The 15,698-nt window shown below is 38.6% G+C and carries 12 protein-coding genes; 2 read left to right on the top strand and 10 right to left on the bottom strand.

Annotated features, from left to right (window positions below; translation table 11 throughout):
• Positions 1-14: 14 nt before the first annotated feature.
• Positions 15-2,453 carry a DNA topoisomerase IV subunit A gene (gene parC, locus JNUCC76_RS07330; protein ID WP_454153789.1) on the bottom strand — a complete coding sequence of 813 codons (2,439 nt, stop codon included), beginning with the start codon at positions 2,451-2,453 and terminating at the stop codon, positions 15-17.
• A gap of 142 nt (positions 2,454-2,595) precedes the next feature.
• Positions 2,596-4,659, bottom strand: a complete 2,064-nt coding sequence (parE, locus tag JNUCC76_RS07335) for a DNA topoisomerase IV subunit B (protein WP_454153790.1) — start codon at positions 4,657-4,659, stop codon at positions 2,596-2,598.
• Positions 4,660-4,834: 175 nt separating this feature from the next.
• On the opposite strand from parE, the gene plsY reads away from it, so the two are divergent.
• A complete protein-coding gene (plsY, locus tag JNUCC76_RS07340; protein WP_454153791.1) occupies positions 4,835-5,449 on the top strand; it encodes a glycerol-3-phosphate 1-O-acyltransferase PlsY in 615 nt (204 codons plus the stop codon).
• Here the strand turns inward: plsY and dtd are convergent.
• On the bottom strand, positions 5,443-5,892 hold the full coding sequence (dtd, locus tag JNUCC76_RS07345; RefSeq protein ID WP_454153792.1) for a D-aminoacyl-tRNA deacylase: 450 nt from the start codon (positions 5,890-5,892) through the stop codon (positions 5,443-5,445). The two genes, plsY and dtd, sit on opposite strands and share 7 nt — an antisense overlap.
• Positions 5,893-6,052: 160 nt before the next feature.
• Positions 6,053-8,290 (bottom strand): RelA/SpoT family protein, encoded by a 2,238-nt coding sequence (locus JNUCC76_RS07350; RefSeq protein ID WP_454153793.1) that lies wholly within the window; start codon positions 8,288-8,290, stop codon positions 6,053-6,055.
• Positions 8,291-8,604: 314 nt separating this feature from the next.
• On the opposite strand from JNUCC76_RS07350, the gene JNUCC76_RS07355 reads away from it, so the two are divergent.
• Complete coding sequence (locus tag JNUCC76_RS07355; RefSeq protein ID WP_454153794.1) at positions 8,605-9,813, top strand: multidrug efflux MFS transporter; 1,209 nt, start codon at positions 8,605-8,607, stop codon at positions 9,811-9,813.
• Between the two features lie 20 nt (positions 9,814-9,833).
• On the opposite strand, the gene JNUCC76_RS07360 is transcribed toward JNUCC76_RS07355, so the two are convergent.
• The 6 genes from JNUCC76_RS07360 to JNUCC76_RS07385 all read right to left on the bottom strand — a co-directional run bounded on the left by JNUCC76_RS07360 (position 9,834) and on the right by JNUCC76_RS07385 (position 15,651).
• Positions 9,834-10,136 carry a DUF7671 family protein gene (locus tag JNUCC76_RS07360; protein ID WP_454153795.1) on the bottom strand — a complete coding sequence of 101 codons (303 nt, stop codon included), beginning with the start codon at positions 10,134-10,136 and terminating at the stop codon, positions 9,834-9,836.
• Entirely contained in the window at positions 10,129-12,630 is a 2,502-nt protein-coding gene (locus JNUCC76_RS07365; RefSeq protein ID WP_454153796.1) for a carbamoyl phosphate synthase preATP-grasp domain-containing protein, read from the bottom strand. Before JNUCC76_RS07365 ends, JNUCC76_RS07360 begins: the two co-directional genes overlap by 8 nt.
• Positions 12,611-13,690, bottom strand: coding sequence for a carbamoyl phosphate synthase small subunit (locus JNUCC76_RS07370; protein WP_454153797.1), 1,080 nt, complete (start codon positions 13,688-13,690; stop codon positions 12,611-12,613). The genes JNUCC76_RS07365 and JNUCC76_RS07370 overlap by 20 nt, the downstream gene beginning before the upstream one ends.
• 126 nt (positions 13,691-13,816) lie before the next feature.
• Positions 13,817-14,344 (bottom strand): bifunctional pyr operon transcriptional regulator/uracil phosphoribosyltransferase PyrR, encoded by a 528-nt coding sequence (pyrR, locus tag JNUCC76_RS07375; protein ID WP_011680067.1) that lies wholly within the window; start codon positions 14,342-14,344, stop codon positions 13,817-13,819.
• The gene (locus tag JNUCC76_RS07380; protein WP_454153798.1) at positions 14,334-15,272 is read right to left on the bottom strand and encodes an RluA family pseudouridine synthase; all 939 of its coding nucleotides are present in this window, start codon (positions 15,270-15,272) and stop codon (positions 14,334-14,336) included. Before JNUCC76_RS07380 ends, pyrR begins: the two co-directional genes overlap by 11 nt.
• Complete coding sequence (locus JNUCC76_RS07385; RefSeq protein WP_454153799.1) at positions 15,262-15,651, bottom strand: EbsA family protein; 390 nt, start codon at positions 15,649-15,651, stop codon at positions 15,262-15,264. The genes JNUCC76_RS07380 and JNUCC76_RS07385 overlap by 11 nt, the downstream gene beginning before the upstream one ends.
• Positions 15,652-15,698 lie beyond the last annotated feature (47 nt).

Raw genomic sequence — 15,698 nt, forward strand, 5'->3', positions numbered from 1 at the left:
TTAACAAAAAATAATCATTTTGTCTCAGAAATTGTTAGCGGTTTTATAATCCACGGTTCGCCATTTTTATCGATGTCAACGACGTATTGTCCATTGCCAATACGTTGTGATTCATGATAATCACTTAATTGTAATTCTTGAATTTGATAACGCTTGGTCAAAATAGAAAGTGCTTTCACATTGCTATCAAATATTGTCGCTGTGGCAACTTTATAAGCTACAGTTTTCTTTTGTGTGAAAACGAGAACACCTTTATTACCACGTTTTGAGTGGTTAATTAACGATACTGGCATATACTTAAATGCGCCATTTTCAGCAACAATAGCAACACTTTGTTTATCATCGGTAATAAACAAGGCAGCTTTAATCGTGTCATCATCGCGTAAATCCATTGCCTTGACTCCAGCGGTACGGGAACCAATTTCTGGCACCTCTTTTATCGCGTATCGTAAACCAACACCGTTATGGGACAATAAGAGCACATTTTGGCGCTCAACTTTTTGGAAATACGCAACATTAACAACGTAGCTCATATCTTTTTTGAGCTTAATGGCCATCGAAGATTTCTTTTTATAAGCTTTGGGAACTATATCTACTAAAGTAGTTTGTTTAATAAATCCGTCATTTGAAACTATTGTAAATGCGCCACCTTGTTCGAGATTATCAACAGCAATAGCTTTAATCACAACCTCGTCTTTATCCCAGTTCGATAGTTGCTGTGAAAAATGTTCCCCAGTATCTTTCCATTTTGTATCAGGTAATTCATGAACCGGTCGATAAATCACATTTCCCTTATTGGTAAACATAAACAAATGATTTGTGGTGTTTAGGGTTCCTTGGAAAACAACTAAATCATCTTCTGCCAGACCATTTTCATTATCCGAAGCTTTAAAGGAACGCAAAGATGCACGCTTATAGTAACCATTACGTGACACTAACACTTGAACATCTTCTTCAGCAATCGTTACTGCTGTATCAATTACCAAATTCTCAACTTCTGCTTCAATAACACTGCGGCGTGGTGAAGAATAGGCCTTAGTAATTGCCTTAATTTCTTCGCGAATAACATCTTTCAATGCTGACTCTTCGTGAATAATTTGGTTCAAACGATTAATTTTATCATTCAACTGGGAGAACTCTTCTTCTAATTGCGTCACATCTGTGTTGGTCAATCGATACAATTGCAACGTGACAATGGCTTCAGCTTGTGCTTGTGTAAACTCAAAACGATTAATTAAGTTTTGCGTAGCGTCTTTACGATTCTTAGACGCTCGAATGGTAGCAACCACTTCATCCAATATAGAAAGCATACGGATTAAGCCTTCAACAATATGTTGCCGTGCTTGGGCTTTGGCCAATTCATATGCTGATCGCTTTAATACAACCTCTCTTCGGAACGAAAGGAAAGCTTCTAAACCAGCCTTCAAGCCAACGTGTACTGGTCGTTGATCATGAATAGCAACCATATTGAAGTTATAAGATATCTGCAAATCAGTTTTTTTGAACAAATAAGTTAAAATACCATTGGCATTTGCTTCTTTAGATAATTCAATAACAATAGACATCCCTTCGCGATCGGATTCATCGCGGACTTCTGAAATGCCGGTCACCTCTTTATTTAATCGGATGGCGTCAATTTTTGATACCAAATTTGACTTAACAACCTCATAAGGCAGCTCAGTAATTTCAATTTTTTTCTTGCCAGCGCGAAGATCAGATATTTCTGTCTTAGCACGCACAACGATTTTACCGCGTCCTGTTTTGTACGCTTTTTTTATACCATCAAGTCCCTGAACAATACCACCAGTCGGAAAATCAGGGCCTTTTACATAACGCATTAATTGCGATAAAGTAGCGGCTGGATGATCAAGTAAATAAATTAATGCGGAATTGATTTCTTTCAAATTATGGGGCGGAATCTCTGTTGCATATCCCGCCGAAATACCAGTTGCACCGTTAATAAAAAGACTAGGGATACGGGAAGGTAAAACTGTTGGCTCATAAGTTGTGTCATCAAAGTTCAAAACCATATCCACAGTTTCTTGCCCCAAATCAGCCATCATTTCACCAGCAATTTTAGATAATCGCGCTTCAGTATAACGCATTGCTGCAGCAGGATCATTGTCCACTGAACCATTATTACCGTTCATGTCTATCAGTGGCTCACGAACTTTCCAATCCTGCGATAAACGCACCATGGCTTCATAAATTGATGAATCACCATGCGGATGAAAATTACCCATTACGTTACCAACAGATTTTGCTGATTTACGATATGGATGGTCATAGGTGTTTCCATCCTGATCCATTGCAAACAAAATACGCCGTTGCACTGGCTTCAATCCGTCTCGAATGTCTGGCAAAGCACGTTCTTGAATTATATATTTTGAATAGCGCCCAAAGCGCTCCCCCATCACTGCTTCAAGTGAGAGTTCGGTTATACGATCTGCCATCTAAGTGCGGTTCTCCTTGATTAAAACATCTATAAAATTACTAATTACAAATAAATGTCATAAAAAGTTTAATTTTAAATATTAAGTAATAACCTAACCATAATTTGAATGGTTAGCTGTTTTTATCTAGTGACAAGTGAAATCAATCGTCACCATTCTGCCAAGTCTTAATGACTGGTACACTTTTTTGTTCTTTAAACTTTGTACCTGTTTCATGATTGCGCGCTTTTTCAAAAACATGACTAGACTTTGTGTCATCCCCATCAACTGTGTCCAGAATTGACCCGGCTTCATCCAATGTAAAGTGAACATTGGCTTCAATCCATTCACGTCGCGGATCAACTTTATCACCCATCAACGTAGTGACACGTTTTTCAGCTAACACAGCGTCATCAATTTTAACACGTATTAATGTTCTTGATTCAGGGTCCATTGTTGTTTCCCATAACAATGGCGCATTCATCTCACCAAGTCCCTTGAAACGTGTTAATTCATAACGCGCATCACTCTGACTCGTAATTGATTCTAACTCAGCATTAGTCCAAGCAAATTGGTCTTCCATTTTCTTGGAAGAGTACTTGACGCGGTATAATGGTGGTAAGGCTATGTAGACACGTCCAGCTTCAATTAATGGCCGCATGTACTTATAAAAGAATGTTAGTAGTAAGGTTTGAATGTGCGCGCCATCATCATCGGCATCTGTCATAATAATAATTTTGTTAAATGACGCATCTTCAACTTTAAAATCAGTTCCAACACCGCCACCAATAGCATAAATTAATGTTGATATTTCTTCATTTTTTAAAATATCTGCTAACTTAGCTTTTTCAGTGTTTAGTACTTTTCCACGTAGTGGCAAAATGGCTTGGAATTTACGGTCACGGCCTTGCTTTGCAGAGCCCCCAGCTGAATCACCCTCGACTAAAAAGAGTTCATTTTTATCAGCATTTTTAGACTGGGCAGGTGCTAACTTACCGGAAAGCAAACGATCTTTCGCCCCTTTAGTTTTACCAGTGCGACTTTCGTCACGAGCGCGACGGGCGGCTTCTCGAGCTTCTCGAGCGCGAAGTGCCTTACGGATTAAATTTTGTCCGAAGTCACCATTTTCCATTAAGAAGCGTCCAAGAGTTTCATTAACAACAGAGTCAACAATACCACGTGCCTCTGGCGTTCCTAATTTATCTTTTGTCTGTCCCTCAAACTGCAAAAACTGTTCTGGAACACGCAATGAAATAACAGCTGATAATCCTTCACGGACATCCGTACCTTCTAAGTTTTTATCTTTATCTTTTAGTAAGTTCACTTTTCGTGCATATTCATTAAAAGCCTTTGTCCACGCAGTTCGGAAACCAACTTCGTGGGTTCCACCATCCTGTGTACGGACATTGTTAACAAATGAAAGAAGTGTTTCAGAGTAACCATCATTGTACTGCGCTGCAACATCAACAACAATACCCTCTTGTTCACCCTCAAAGGTCATAACTGGTCCGATAGTTTCTTTGTCTTCGTTCAGAAAACCAACAAATGCTTCAAGACCTTTTTCATAATGATATTCTTCAACACGAATTGGATCAACTCTTTCGTCGGTTAACGTAAATTTAACACCACTCATCAAGAATGACGATTCACGCAAACGTTCTGCTAAAATATCAAATTTATACACTGTAGCACTAAAAATTGTCGCATCTGGCTTGAAAGTAACCGTTGTCCCTGTTGGTTCCTTAGTTTTACCTAAATCTCGTAAGGTACCAACTGGATTACCACCATTCACGAATTCTTCTTGCCACTTATGACCTTCGCGAACAATGGTTACCGTTAAACTCTCCGACAATGCATTAACAACAGAAGAGCCAACACCGTGTAACCCACCTGAAGTCGCATAGCCACCTTGCCCAAACTTTCCGCCGGCATGTAAAACTGTTAAAATAACTTCTGGTGTAGGTTTACCAGACTCATGCATACCAATTGGCATCCCGCGACCAAAGTCTTGTACAGTGATGGCGTTGTTATCATGTATCGTAACGCGAATTTCATTTCCATAGCCACCAAGCGCTTCATCGACAGCATTGTCAACGATTTCATAGACTAAGTGGTGCAAACCACGGCCATCTGTTGAACCGATATACATTCCTGGACGTTTACGAACGGCCTCAAGTCCTTCTAAAATTTTTATTGAATCTGAATCATAATGATTTTTTTCTGGCATATTAATCTATCCTTCGATACACGAACCAGTGTTCGTGCGCTAATGTCAATCTATTTTATCATAGATGAAAATCTTGTTTCTGACAAGTGTCAATATTTTATTTTCAATAAGTTATGCCATATACTACTTAAATATATGGTAAACTTGTACTTACTTTTATATTAAAGGGGTTTTTATGTTTACTACTATATTAATGTTTGTACTCTCTTACTTGATTGGATCTCTGGTACCAGGATTTTGGGTAGGTAAAATATTTTACCATAAAGATATTCGCGATGAGGGATCAGGTAACATTGGTACCACCAATTCATTCCGTGTTTTAGGTATTCGAGCTGGCATAACTGTGCTAGCACTTGATATGCTTAAAGGTACGGCAGCAGGTTTGCTTCCCTTATTATTCCATAGTAGCATTAATCCAATGTTAGTGGGTATTGGTGCTATACTGGGACACACGTTCTCTATCTGGATTGGCTTTAAAGGTGGTAAAGCAGTTGCTACCTCAGCTGGTGTATTACTTGCATATAATCCCATATTCTTCATCATCATTATTAGTATTTTCATTATTTTATTATCAATCAGTTCAATGGTATCTCTGAGCTCTATGATCAGTTTCTCATGTGCCGTCCTAATATCACTATACTATCATGATTGGATACTAACGATAGTTGCTAGCATATTGACCATTTTTGTTTTCTACCGCCATCGTACAAATATTTCCCGAATCAGAAATGGTACAGAAAGTACTATACCATTTGGCTGGTATTATAACCACAAGAAAAGCGCTCATTGAGCGCTTTTTGTGTCAAATAAAATTGTCACCGGTCCATCGTTTGTTAAGCTAACTTGCATATCTGCTCCAAATTCTCCAGTTTCAACCTGTAATCCACTTTTTCTTAATGCCGCATTGAATTGGTCATACAAAACAGTCGCAAATTCTGGTGCCCCTGCTTTGGTAAAACTTGGACGATTTCCCTTTTTAGTATCAGCAAACAACGTAAACTGTGAGATAGATAAAATAGCACCCGAAACATCTTCGATACTAAGATTCATGCGGCCACTTTCATCTTCAAAAATTCTTAAATTATGTATTTTCCGAACTAAATAATCTATATCTACTTGCTCGTCACCATCAGCAACGCCAACTAACAATAAATATCCTTTGTTAATTGCTCCTTTTACTTGGTCGTCAATTTTAACACTAGCTTTGCTTACGCGTTGCAATACAACTTTCATGCTATCTCCATTCTAAAAATACATTTATTTGCTAACATCATACGTGAAAAACGATATCCTATCAAGGACTTTCAAACGTCTTTCAGTTTTTAACACAATTTTTATCATAAAAAGCCTCAAAATTTTTCACTTGAGGCTTACCAATATATTTTGACATATCTTAATGAAATGTACGTTCCACATCGTATACTGCTGGTAGGTTGTTTAGAGAATCCATAATTGCTGTCAGCTGTTCTGAATTTTTGACACCAATTGATAGAGAAACTTGCGCCATTCCGTTTTTTGTCACATGACCGTTAACAGAATTAACATAGCGAGTTCGTCCATTAACACTACGAAGTACATCGTTTAGCAATCCACCGCGATTTTCACCATGCACAGTCAAATCAGCATCATAATTAGGTTTTGACCCATTTTCATCTTCCCACTGTACATCCACAAGACGTTGTCCTTGAAGCTGAGCAGCTCGAATATTTGGGCACCCCACACGATGAACAGAAATACCACGTCCTTTTGTGATATAACCTTTAACATCGTCTCCTGGAACTGGCGTACAACATCGACCTAAACGTACTAATAAATTATCCACTCCTGCAATAACAATGTCATCAGCCGTTGATTTTTGTCGTTTGGTGAAAGCTGTTTCGTCACGAGTAATTTCGTGGCCTTCCTCCAGCATTTCACGTTGCAATTCTGCTGTAGCAGCTTCTTCATTAGCCTCACGTATTTTTTCGGTTAATTTATTAACCACACCAGGTACAGCAATATCGCCAAAGCCTATTGCTGCCAACATATCATCTGGCGTATGATAATGCATCTTATCTGCGGTTTCTTGAATATTTTCTGGCGTCAGAATATCAGAAGGATTGAAATTATTGTCTCTCAAATTTTTTGATAACAATTCACGTGCTGCTGTGATGTTGTCTTCCCTATCCAACTGCTTAAAATACTGCTTAATTTTGTTTCGTGCTCGGCGTGTTGAAACAATCTCTAACCAGTCACGGCTTGGTTTAGCATTAGCAGAAGTGATAATTTCTATAATATCACCAGTTTTTATTTTATAATCCAGTGGTACAATTCGACCATTTATTTTTGCACCCGTTGTTTTAATCCCGATATTTGTATGGATTGAAAACGCCATATCCAATGGTCCAGCACCTTTAGCCAGTTCGAACACATCACCACGAGGTGTAAACGCATAAACACGATCAGAAAACAAATCTCCCGTTACACCATCCATAAAGTCTTCGGCATTTTTGGCATTTTCTTGCAGTTCTAATATGCCTTGGATGACATTTAAAGCTTGCTGACTGTTATCATCAACATTTGCCTCTTTATTTGAGCCCCGATTTTTTTTATATGCCCAATGTGCAGCCACTCCATATTCAGCCACTTCATGCATATGATGCGTACGAATTTGCACTTCCAATGGACGTCCGTCAGGACCAATAACTGTAGTATGTAAGCTTTGATATCCGTTCGCTTTTGGCAAAGCAATATAATCTTTAAAACGGCCAGGAATCGGTGTCCATTTTGAATGTATTGCTCCTAATACAGCATAAGTGTCCGGAATCGAATTCGTTAATACGCGAACAGCCAACAAATCATAAATTTCTTCAAAAGCCTTATGTTTATCCACCATTTTTCGATAAATTGAATAAATATGCTTTGGACGACCATACACATCAACATGACTTAATTCAAGATCTTTTATCGCACCATTAATCTGGTCAACTGCTTCCTGTACGTAGCTAATTCGTTCTTCGCGCTTCATATTCATCAGTGAAGCAATATGATAATATTGCTCGGGATCAATATAACTTAACGATAAGTCTTCAAGTTCCCACTTAATCGTACTAATACCAAGGCGGTCAGCCAGTGGCGCGTAGATTTCCAATGTTTCTTTTGCAATGCGCTTTTGTTTTTCTTCACGTAAAGCGCCTAAAGTACGCATATTGTGCAAACGGTCGGCTAACTTAACAATAATCACACGTATGTCTTTTGACATAGCTAAAAGCAACTTGCGATGGTTTTCTGCAAGCTGTTCTTGTGAACTTTGATATTGAATTTTACTAATTTTTGTTACACCATCAATAATTTGGGCAATTGTTTCTCCAAAATTATCTCGAACATCCTGTAACGTAGCCGTCGTATCCTCAACAACATCATGAAGATAGCCTGAAATAACCGTTGCCGTATCCATCTTCAGTTCTGCCAAAATACCAGCAACTTGAATTGGATGAATAATATATGGTTCCCCAGACTTACGCTTCTGCTCCTTGTGCAACTCTGACGCCCATTCGTAGGCTTTTTTAACATTTTTTGTATCTGATTCAGACATGTATTGTCCGACCATCTCAAGGACTTCCGGTCCTGTATAATGCTTTGTCTTTGCCATATTTTAGCGTATAATGTGTGACCATTTATCGATGTTTCAGTGCTTGATACACTACTGTCTTAGGAAGCTGTATCCACTGATTTCAAAGATGCCGCACACAATTCCCTTCATGGATTCCGGAGAGTACAAAATCACTTATCAAAGCGATTTGCACCTTATTAACGCTTTACAATGCGTACTCTCATTATAAGCAAAATTTAATTTTTTCACAAGCCACGTTTAAATTTGTGCACAAGTGGGTCATAAGCGCTAAAATTAAATAATAAACTTTACTTGTTTAATTATTTAAAAATAGGGAGATAACGTGACTAGTCATGCCAAAAAATCAAGAAAATTCTCTTTGGAAACGTAACGTATTGGTCCTTTGGTTTGGTGTGTTTATGACAGGAATCGCTCTGAGTGAAGTCATGCCATTCCTTTCTTTATACATTGACACCTTAGGCCATTTTAGTAAAAATCAGCTAACATTTTATTCTGGGGCAATTTTCTCTGTTTCATTTTTAGTTATGGCGATTGTGTCCCCCTTATGGGGAAAGCTCGCCGATAGAAAAGGCCGCAAATTAATGATGCTTCGTGCTGCGCTCGGCATGGCGATTATCCTATTTTTAATGGGATATGTCACCAATGTTTGGCAATTATTCATTCTTCGTGCCCTTCAAGGTGCCACGGGTGGTTATATTTCCAATTCGAATGCCCTAATTGCCACACAAACCCCGAAAGAACACGCCGGTCATGCACTTGGCATCTTGGTAACTGGTATGACAGCTGGTAATTTACTTGGTCCACTATTTGGTGGTACTTTAGCTTCAGTCGTTTCATATCGGATGTCTTTTCATATCACCGGTATCATTTTATTTTTGGTATTCATACTGACCATGTTTTTTGTTAAAGAAGAACCTCACGAAGCCCCATCTGATTCAAATCCAACTTCAACAGCTGATCTCTGGCACGCACTACCCAACAAACAACTAATTTTTGGGCTATTTATTACTACAATGTTAGTGCAAACTGTCAATACCTCCATCAATCCCATCATCAGTCTATTTGTCCGTGAGTTAACAAACAACAGTAACAACACTACCTTTCTTGCTGGTGTTGTTGCAGCAATGCCTGGTATTGCAACAGTTTTTGCAGCGCCACAGTTTGGAAAAATTGGTGACCGCGTGGGTACACACAGAATGATAAAAATTGGTTTTTGTATTGCTATCGCTGCATTAGTTCCAACAGCATTTGTGACAAGTGTCTTCATGCTAATGGTATTTCGATTTATTATTGGTATTAGTGATGCTACCATGTTGCCAGCTGTGCAAACCTTACTATCTAAAAATTCCCCCTCAGCAATGACTGGACGAATCTTCAGCTATAATCAAAGTTTCCAATCAATCGGAAGTGTCATGGGCCCAATGTTTGGTGCCTTAGTAGCCAGTGTATTTGATTATCGAGGTATTTTTATTTTCAGTGCTTTGCTAATTGTATTAAATGCTATCTTGTTTAACTTTAACACCAAATCTTTGAGAAAATAAGCATACAAAAAGGATGAACTTTATGATTCATCCTTTTTGTATGCTTCAAGTTTGTTCAAGTCAACAGTTGCTTCGGTCCATCTTTGTAATGGCACATAATCGTGGCGCTTATTAAAAGATAATTTTTCTTGTGTTAGCACAGCAATACTTTGATTATTTTCTGTCAAAAATACTTGCCCAATATGTTTGTACTTTCCCTTTGTATGTTTTCCAGTTCGCCACCTGTGCAAAGTCGCGCCATCTTTAGGAACATAGTTTCCAGACAAATCCTGCTCAACTACAATACCTGTAAACAAATGTGTTTCATATTTGTCTTTACTCATAATATTTGATGCCCACTCCTAATTCAAATCTTGTACCGTCAATAGGCTCCGTGGGTTGCAAGTGGAGCTCATAATCAATATTGGAAGCCACTAAGCGGACATCTGTTTGTAGTGTCAATTTATTAACATTATCCAATAACTTTCTATCTTGCTCCGTCATCCGATCTAACAATGATCGAACTGTCATACGTAGCCACTGAACCTGCATTACTTTGCTTATAAAGGCAACTTGTCCAAATGGCATAGGACGTAACCATGTATCATAACTGATGTTTGAGACTTCGACATGTTCTACCCAATCATTACCATTTTGGCACCAAATTACCTGGTACACGCCTGGATTTTCCAGATGTGTTTGCGTTAGCTCTTTTGGCAAATCAACAATTTGTGGCACAATTCGCATTTCACCAACCATATGTTGAGTGATGTTAATTGGATAAACTCGATGTCCATCAGAAAATACGTTTAGGGCAAATTCAGTTTGTGTTGTTTCCGGTCCACTTGGTGTATGCTTTTCCTTTGGCAAAATCAACACGTTCTGATTGAGTTCGCGTAATGCCGTAATTAACTTACGTCGATTTCCTGGAACAATTATGGCTATCGGATTTTCAAGTTCAACAACCTTCATGACGTCTGAAATTTCCAATGGCTCTAAATATTGCTTATCAGCCAAATTTTGCATCAGCGTTGCATCACTAGCGTTATTATTCATAATCACAGTATGGTATTGTAAGCGTCGTAGTTCAGATAAAACAACGGTTGTCGCATAACCACCAGATGCAGCATCCCCTAATCTAAAGGCCCCACTACCGATGACCAGAACAGTATTATCACTTACTTGTTCAGATTCATTTTCTTCTTCGTAAGTCGAGTAATATTGACGTGCATTCTCTGGAAACTCACCAGCCGATGGTTCTAAAGCTTTATAAGTTGGTTCAATGTTGTGCTCCTTTGTTAGAGCCCGAATAATTTTAAAATCTGTATCCCAAAAAAGAGCAATCAATCCATCTGACAAGCCATACCTTTTACCACGTCGCAATGATACGATACTGTCAACATCTTTTTCAATGTCTAGTTCTAATTGTAATAAGTGTCCTAATTGGTAAAAGTAAAATTCATCAATATTAGTCAATTCAGCTAATTCATCAATTTCGTAACCACGTTTAATGGCTTCAATGAGTAGTAACACACGATTATCTTCAGGATGAATCAGCTGCTGAATTAATGCGTCATCACTAACATGTGCCATATTTGTTGGTGAAAATGTGGCATTGTTAAAATGTGCTGAGCGAATGGCTTTTTCTAGCGCCTCAATGAATGTACGCCCAAATCCAATCGTCGAGCCAACAGATTTTTGTATACTATTCAGCTGTCTATTCACTGAAACATTGGACTCTTCTAACTCACCGAAGGGAAAAATTGGCAACTTTACCGTGATATGATCCATCATCGGTTCCATCATAGCCATTTTTTGACCAAAATCGTGTGAAAGCACAATGTCTTCTAACGCAATACCCATCGCCAAGTTAATGGCTACTAGCATTACTGGATATCCAGTTACAAGCGCCATACGACTGGACATTTGATCGATATAGGGTGAAACCTTAATAATATAAATTGCACCAGTCGTATCGTCAAAAGCAAATTGAACGTGCATTACACCTTGTAGTTCTAATAAATCAGCAACTTGGAAAGCATACATTCTCATTTTTTCCAAAATTTGGTCTTGAATCGTTAATGTCGGCGACACACTTAACGAATCAGCAGTATGAATGCCAATTGGATCCATGTCCTCACTGGCACCGATTTTCATCTTGTTCCCGCGAAAATCTCGTAACACTTCCATTCCAATTTCTTTCAATCCATTTATGGCTTTAGAAATAATGATTTCTTGCGTCATTGACTGTGTTTTGGCATTATCAATTGCTTCTTCAAATTCATCTAACCGTTCAACCATCTGACGTGTATTAGTGCTTTTTGGATGCAAAGATCTAATCATTAATGGTACCTGAAGCTCACGTAACAATTCGTTTGCATCATCTTGCGCTTTGACAACATGGCTTGTGATAACTGGTAAACCCGCTTCTGCCATAAATTTCGTAAAATCAGCAAGATTATTAATCCGTAGTAACATATCAATGCTTAATCCAAGAGTTTGAGGTACTAAACCATCCCCATGCTCCCATGACTGCACAACATCTGCCCATAACCTGACCGCGCGCACGCCACCAAAAAGTGGTAGCACAGTGTCAATATGGTTATGCTTAATAACCTGTTTAACGTTTTCAACTGTCAAAGGTTTCCAAATCGTTTCAGCCGCTAAACTTTCTAGGGACAATGCGTAAGGGTTTTCGTCAATTAGAAAGACATTGATGCCATGTCCCTTTAATTCAGGCATGACCTGATAAATAGATGCATCATGCTCCGATTCAAGACCAAAATCATTTGATCCCGCACCAATGAATAAAATATTTTTAGCTGTGATGTTCGACATAATCTTCTACCGTTTCAAAAAAATCTGCAAATACTGCTGTCGCTTCATATGGTCCTGGAGCTGAATCTGGGAAAAACTGTACACTAAAAGCTGGATAATCACGGTGACGCAATCCTTGTACAGCACCATCTACTAAATCACGATAGGTAACAAACAATTTCTTGTGATCAAGTAACGCTTCGTCAACCGCGTACCCTTGGCCCTGCATTGCATAAAAAATTTGCCTAGAAATAATTTCTTGAATAGGATGGTTCATGCCGTGATGTTCAGATGGGAGTGCCACCAATGTTGCATCATTGGCTAAAGCAAATAATTCATGGCCCAAGCCAATACCTAGTAACGGCGCCTTTGTTTGCAATACTCTGATCAACGTAAAAACGCTTTCTGGCAGTGAGCGCGGATCGCCAGGACCTGTAGATAGGATAATGCCATCTGGATCTAAGGTTAATACTTCATCAACACTTGTTGTATATGGTAAAACAGAAACATTGGCATCGTAATCCCCTAACATGCGAAGAATACCATGTTTTAAACCGAAATCTATTACTACAATATGACGACCACGCCCGGGGTTAGCATATGGCTTAGAGGTCGCTGTATTTTGTACTTGTTTGTTTGTTAAAACTGTCGCTACTAATTGATCTACTGCGTGATCATCAGCGTAGTCCACAATTGTAGCTTTTTGTGGCCCAGTTTCTCGCAAATGTCTGATCAATTTTCGTGTGTCAACTTGATACAACCCAGGAATATTGTGTTGCTTCAGGAAACGATCTAAATTCATACGACGTTGTCGATTGACTGAGACCTCAGCCAAATCATGTACAATCATTCCTCTTACCATTGGTTTCACCGATTCATAAGCCTCAGCATGAATGCCCGCTGCCCCGATAACAGGCATCGAAAAGACAATCATTTGCCCATCGTAAATTGGATCTGTGATAATTTCTTGATAACCAGTCATGGCCGTATGAAAAATGATTTCCCCAAAAGTAGTGGCAGGTGCACCAAAGCCAAGGCCCTCAAAAACCGTGCCATCTTCTAGGATTAAATGTCTAATCATAAGCTATAATTCTCCAAACTGCTGTATGCAAATAAATTGTATTGTATACACCATTAAAGTAACAGATTATCTGTTATTTACTTCCCCACAAAAATATCAATTGATCCTTAGATACCAAAAAAGTTATTAATGAACAATTTCAACTGCATCTTTTCCATCAATTTCTTGCACAAAGACTTTAATTTTTTCATTCTGTGCGGTGGGAATGTTTTTTCCAACAAAGTCTGCTCGAATAGGCAATTCTCTGTGTCCACGATCCACCAAAACAGCTAGTGAAATTGTTTTAGGACGACCAATATGAATCAGTGCATCCAATGCTGCTCGAATAGTTCGCCCTGTAAACAATACATCGTCAATTAAAACAATATTCTGTTCGGAAATGTTCAATCGCTCTTCTGAGTTCAAACCTAAATCGTTATGCTGGTCAGGTTTATCATCACGAAAGTTAGTAATATCAATAGCCATGACCGGAATTTGAACACCTTCTAATTGTTCTAAACGATCTGCAATACGGCGTGCAAGATACTCGCCGCGTGTTTTGATTCCTACCAGAACCAAATTTTTACCACCCTTATTACGCTCAATTATCTCGTATGTAATACGAGTTAACGCGCGCTGTAATGAGGCATTATCTAAAACTTCTTTATTTGGCATATTCATCTTCCTCTCTATTAATCGGTGTCAATGTTGATAAAGCAAATTCAAAGTAATCTGGTAATGGACTGTCAAATGACAGTTCATCGCCTGTTGTAGGTTGCTCTAAAGTTAGTGTCTTAGCATGCAACAATTGCCCATTCAACTGTATACCATCTAGCTTCTGTGCCGTACCGTATACCGGATCTCCAACAACTGGATGACCAATGTAGCTCATATGCACTCTTATTTGGTGCGTTCTACCAGTTTCTAAATTCACTTGTAACAGCGTATAACCCACGTATCGTTTTAAGACATGAAAATGCGTGACAGCCTCACGGCCCCCTTCAATAACTGCTTGCTTTTTTCGATCAATTTTATGACGTCCAATCGGGGCTTCAATTGTTCCTGAATCTTCTGTAAATTCACCACGGACTAGCGCGTAATACACGCGCTGGTTTTTATGAGATTTTAACTGTTCGGATAGTGAACGATGAGCCTTATCGTTTTTTGCGACCATTAGTAGACCGCTAGTATCGCGATCAATGCGATGTACTATTCCAGGTCGGAATTCACCATTGATGGTTGACAATGGTGAATGATGAAGTAATGCGTTCACCAATGTACCAGAACTATGCCCTGCAGCAGGGTGCACGACCATTCCTTGTGGCTTGTTTACAACAATAATATCATCGTCTTCATAAATAATATCAAGCGGAATATTTTCAGCTTCAATCGTTGTTTCTTGAGTATCAGGTGGTGTAATAGATATTGTATCTCCACTGACAACTTTATATGAGCGTTTTACTTTATGATTGTTAACTAAAATCGTACCATCCACTAACCAATTTGAGAGTGTAGTACGTGAGTAACTCAGATTTTCTTTCGATAATACAGCATCAACACGCCCAGCTTGATCTGTTATATGAATTAATATTTTATTTGTCATCAGTATCCATGTAATCCTTAATTTGTTGCACAATGTTTTTTGTAAGATAATATTTTCGTTCTCGATCAGCACGAACAAATGATAAAACATGACCATTCAACTGCCAATGTTCAATATCTTTCAAAGAAATTTTTTCATACTCTGATAATAACACCCGACCCAAAAAAAGATTAGGTCCAGCGATGTAAACACGTCGACGAACGACTAATAGTACGCCTAATAAAATCATCACCATCATAAACAAAATTGGTAGGATTTCAAGTTTGAAACTCATTTCATCCCAAACGACAATACTACCCATAAAAAATATACCCCACCACAACCAACTAATTTTACCAGTTGAATCCAGTGGTTGAAAAAAACCGCGTTTTGGTATCATGTGTTGCCCTTTTCTGTAAACGTATTCAACTAATATTTTACCAGATT

This window comes from Leuconostoc sp. JNUCC 76 (genome assembly GCF_053667755.1).

Excerpts from the sequence above, each read along its gene's own strand:
- pyrR (WP_011680067.1), bottom strand. The coding sequence starts at position 14,344 with ATGCCAAATAAAGAAGTTTTAGATAATGCCTCATTACAGCGCGCGTTA.
- plsY (WP_454153791.1), top strand. The coding sequence starts at position 4,835 with ATGTTTACTACTATATTAATGTTTGTACTCTCTTACTTGATTGGATCT.
- JNUCC76_RS07360 (WP_454153795.1), bottom strand. The coding sequence starts at position 10,136 with ATGAGTAAAGACAAATATGAAACACATTTGTTTACAGGTATTGTAGTT.
- dtd (WP_454153792.1), bottom strand. The coding sequence starts at position 5,892 with ATGAAAGTTGTATTGCAACGCGTAAGCAAAGCTAGTGTTAAAATTGAC.
- JNUCC76_RS07365 (WP_454153796.1), bottom strand. The coding sequence starts at position 12,630 with ATGTCGAACATCACAGCTAAAAATATTTTATTCATTGGTGCGGGATCA.
- JNUCC76_RS07355 (WP_454153794.1), top strand. The coding sequence starts at position 8,605 with ATGCCAAAAAATCAAGAAAATTCTCTTTGGAAACGTAACGTATTGGTC.
- JNUCC76_RS07385 (WP_454153799.1), bottom strand. The coding sequence starts at position 15,651 with ATGATACCAAAACGCGGTTTTTTTCAACCACTGGATTCAACTGGTAAA.
- parE (WP_454153790.1), bottom strand. The coding sequence starts at position 4,659 with ATGCCAGAAAAAAATCATTATGATTCAGATTCAATAAAAATTTTAGAA.
- JNUCC76_RS07370 (WP_454153797.1), bottom strand. The coding sequence starts at position 13,690 with ATGATTAGACATTTAATCCTAGAAGATGGCACGGTTTTTGAGGGCCTT.
- JNUCC76_RS07350 (WP_454153793.1), bottom strand. The coding sequence starts at position 8,290 with ATGGCAAAGACAAAGCATTATACAGGACCGGAAGTCCTTGAGATGGTC.
- JNUCC76_RS07380 (WP_454153798.1), bottom strand. The coding sequence starts at position 15,272 with ATGACAAATAAAATATTAATTCATATAACAGATCAAGCTGGGCGTGTT.
- parC (WP_454153789.1), bottom strand. The coding sequence starts at position 2,453 with ATGGCAGATCGTATAACCGAACTCTCACTTGAAGCAGTGATGGGGGAG.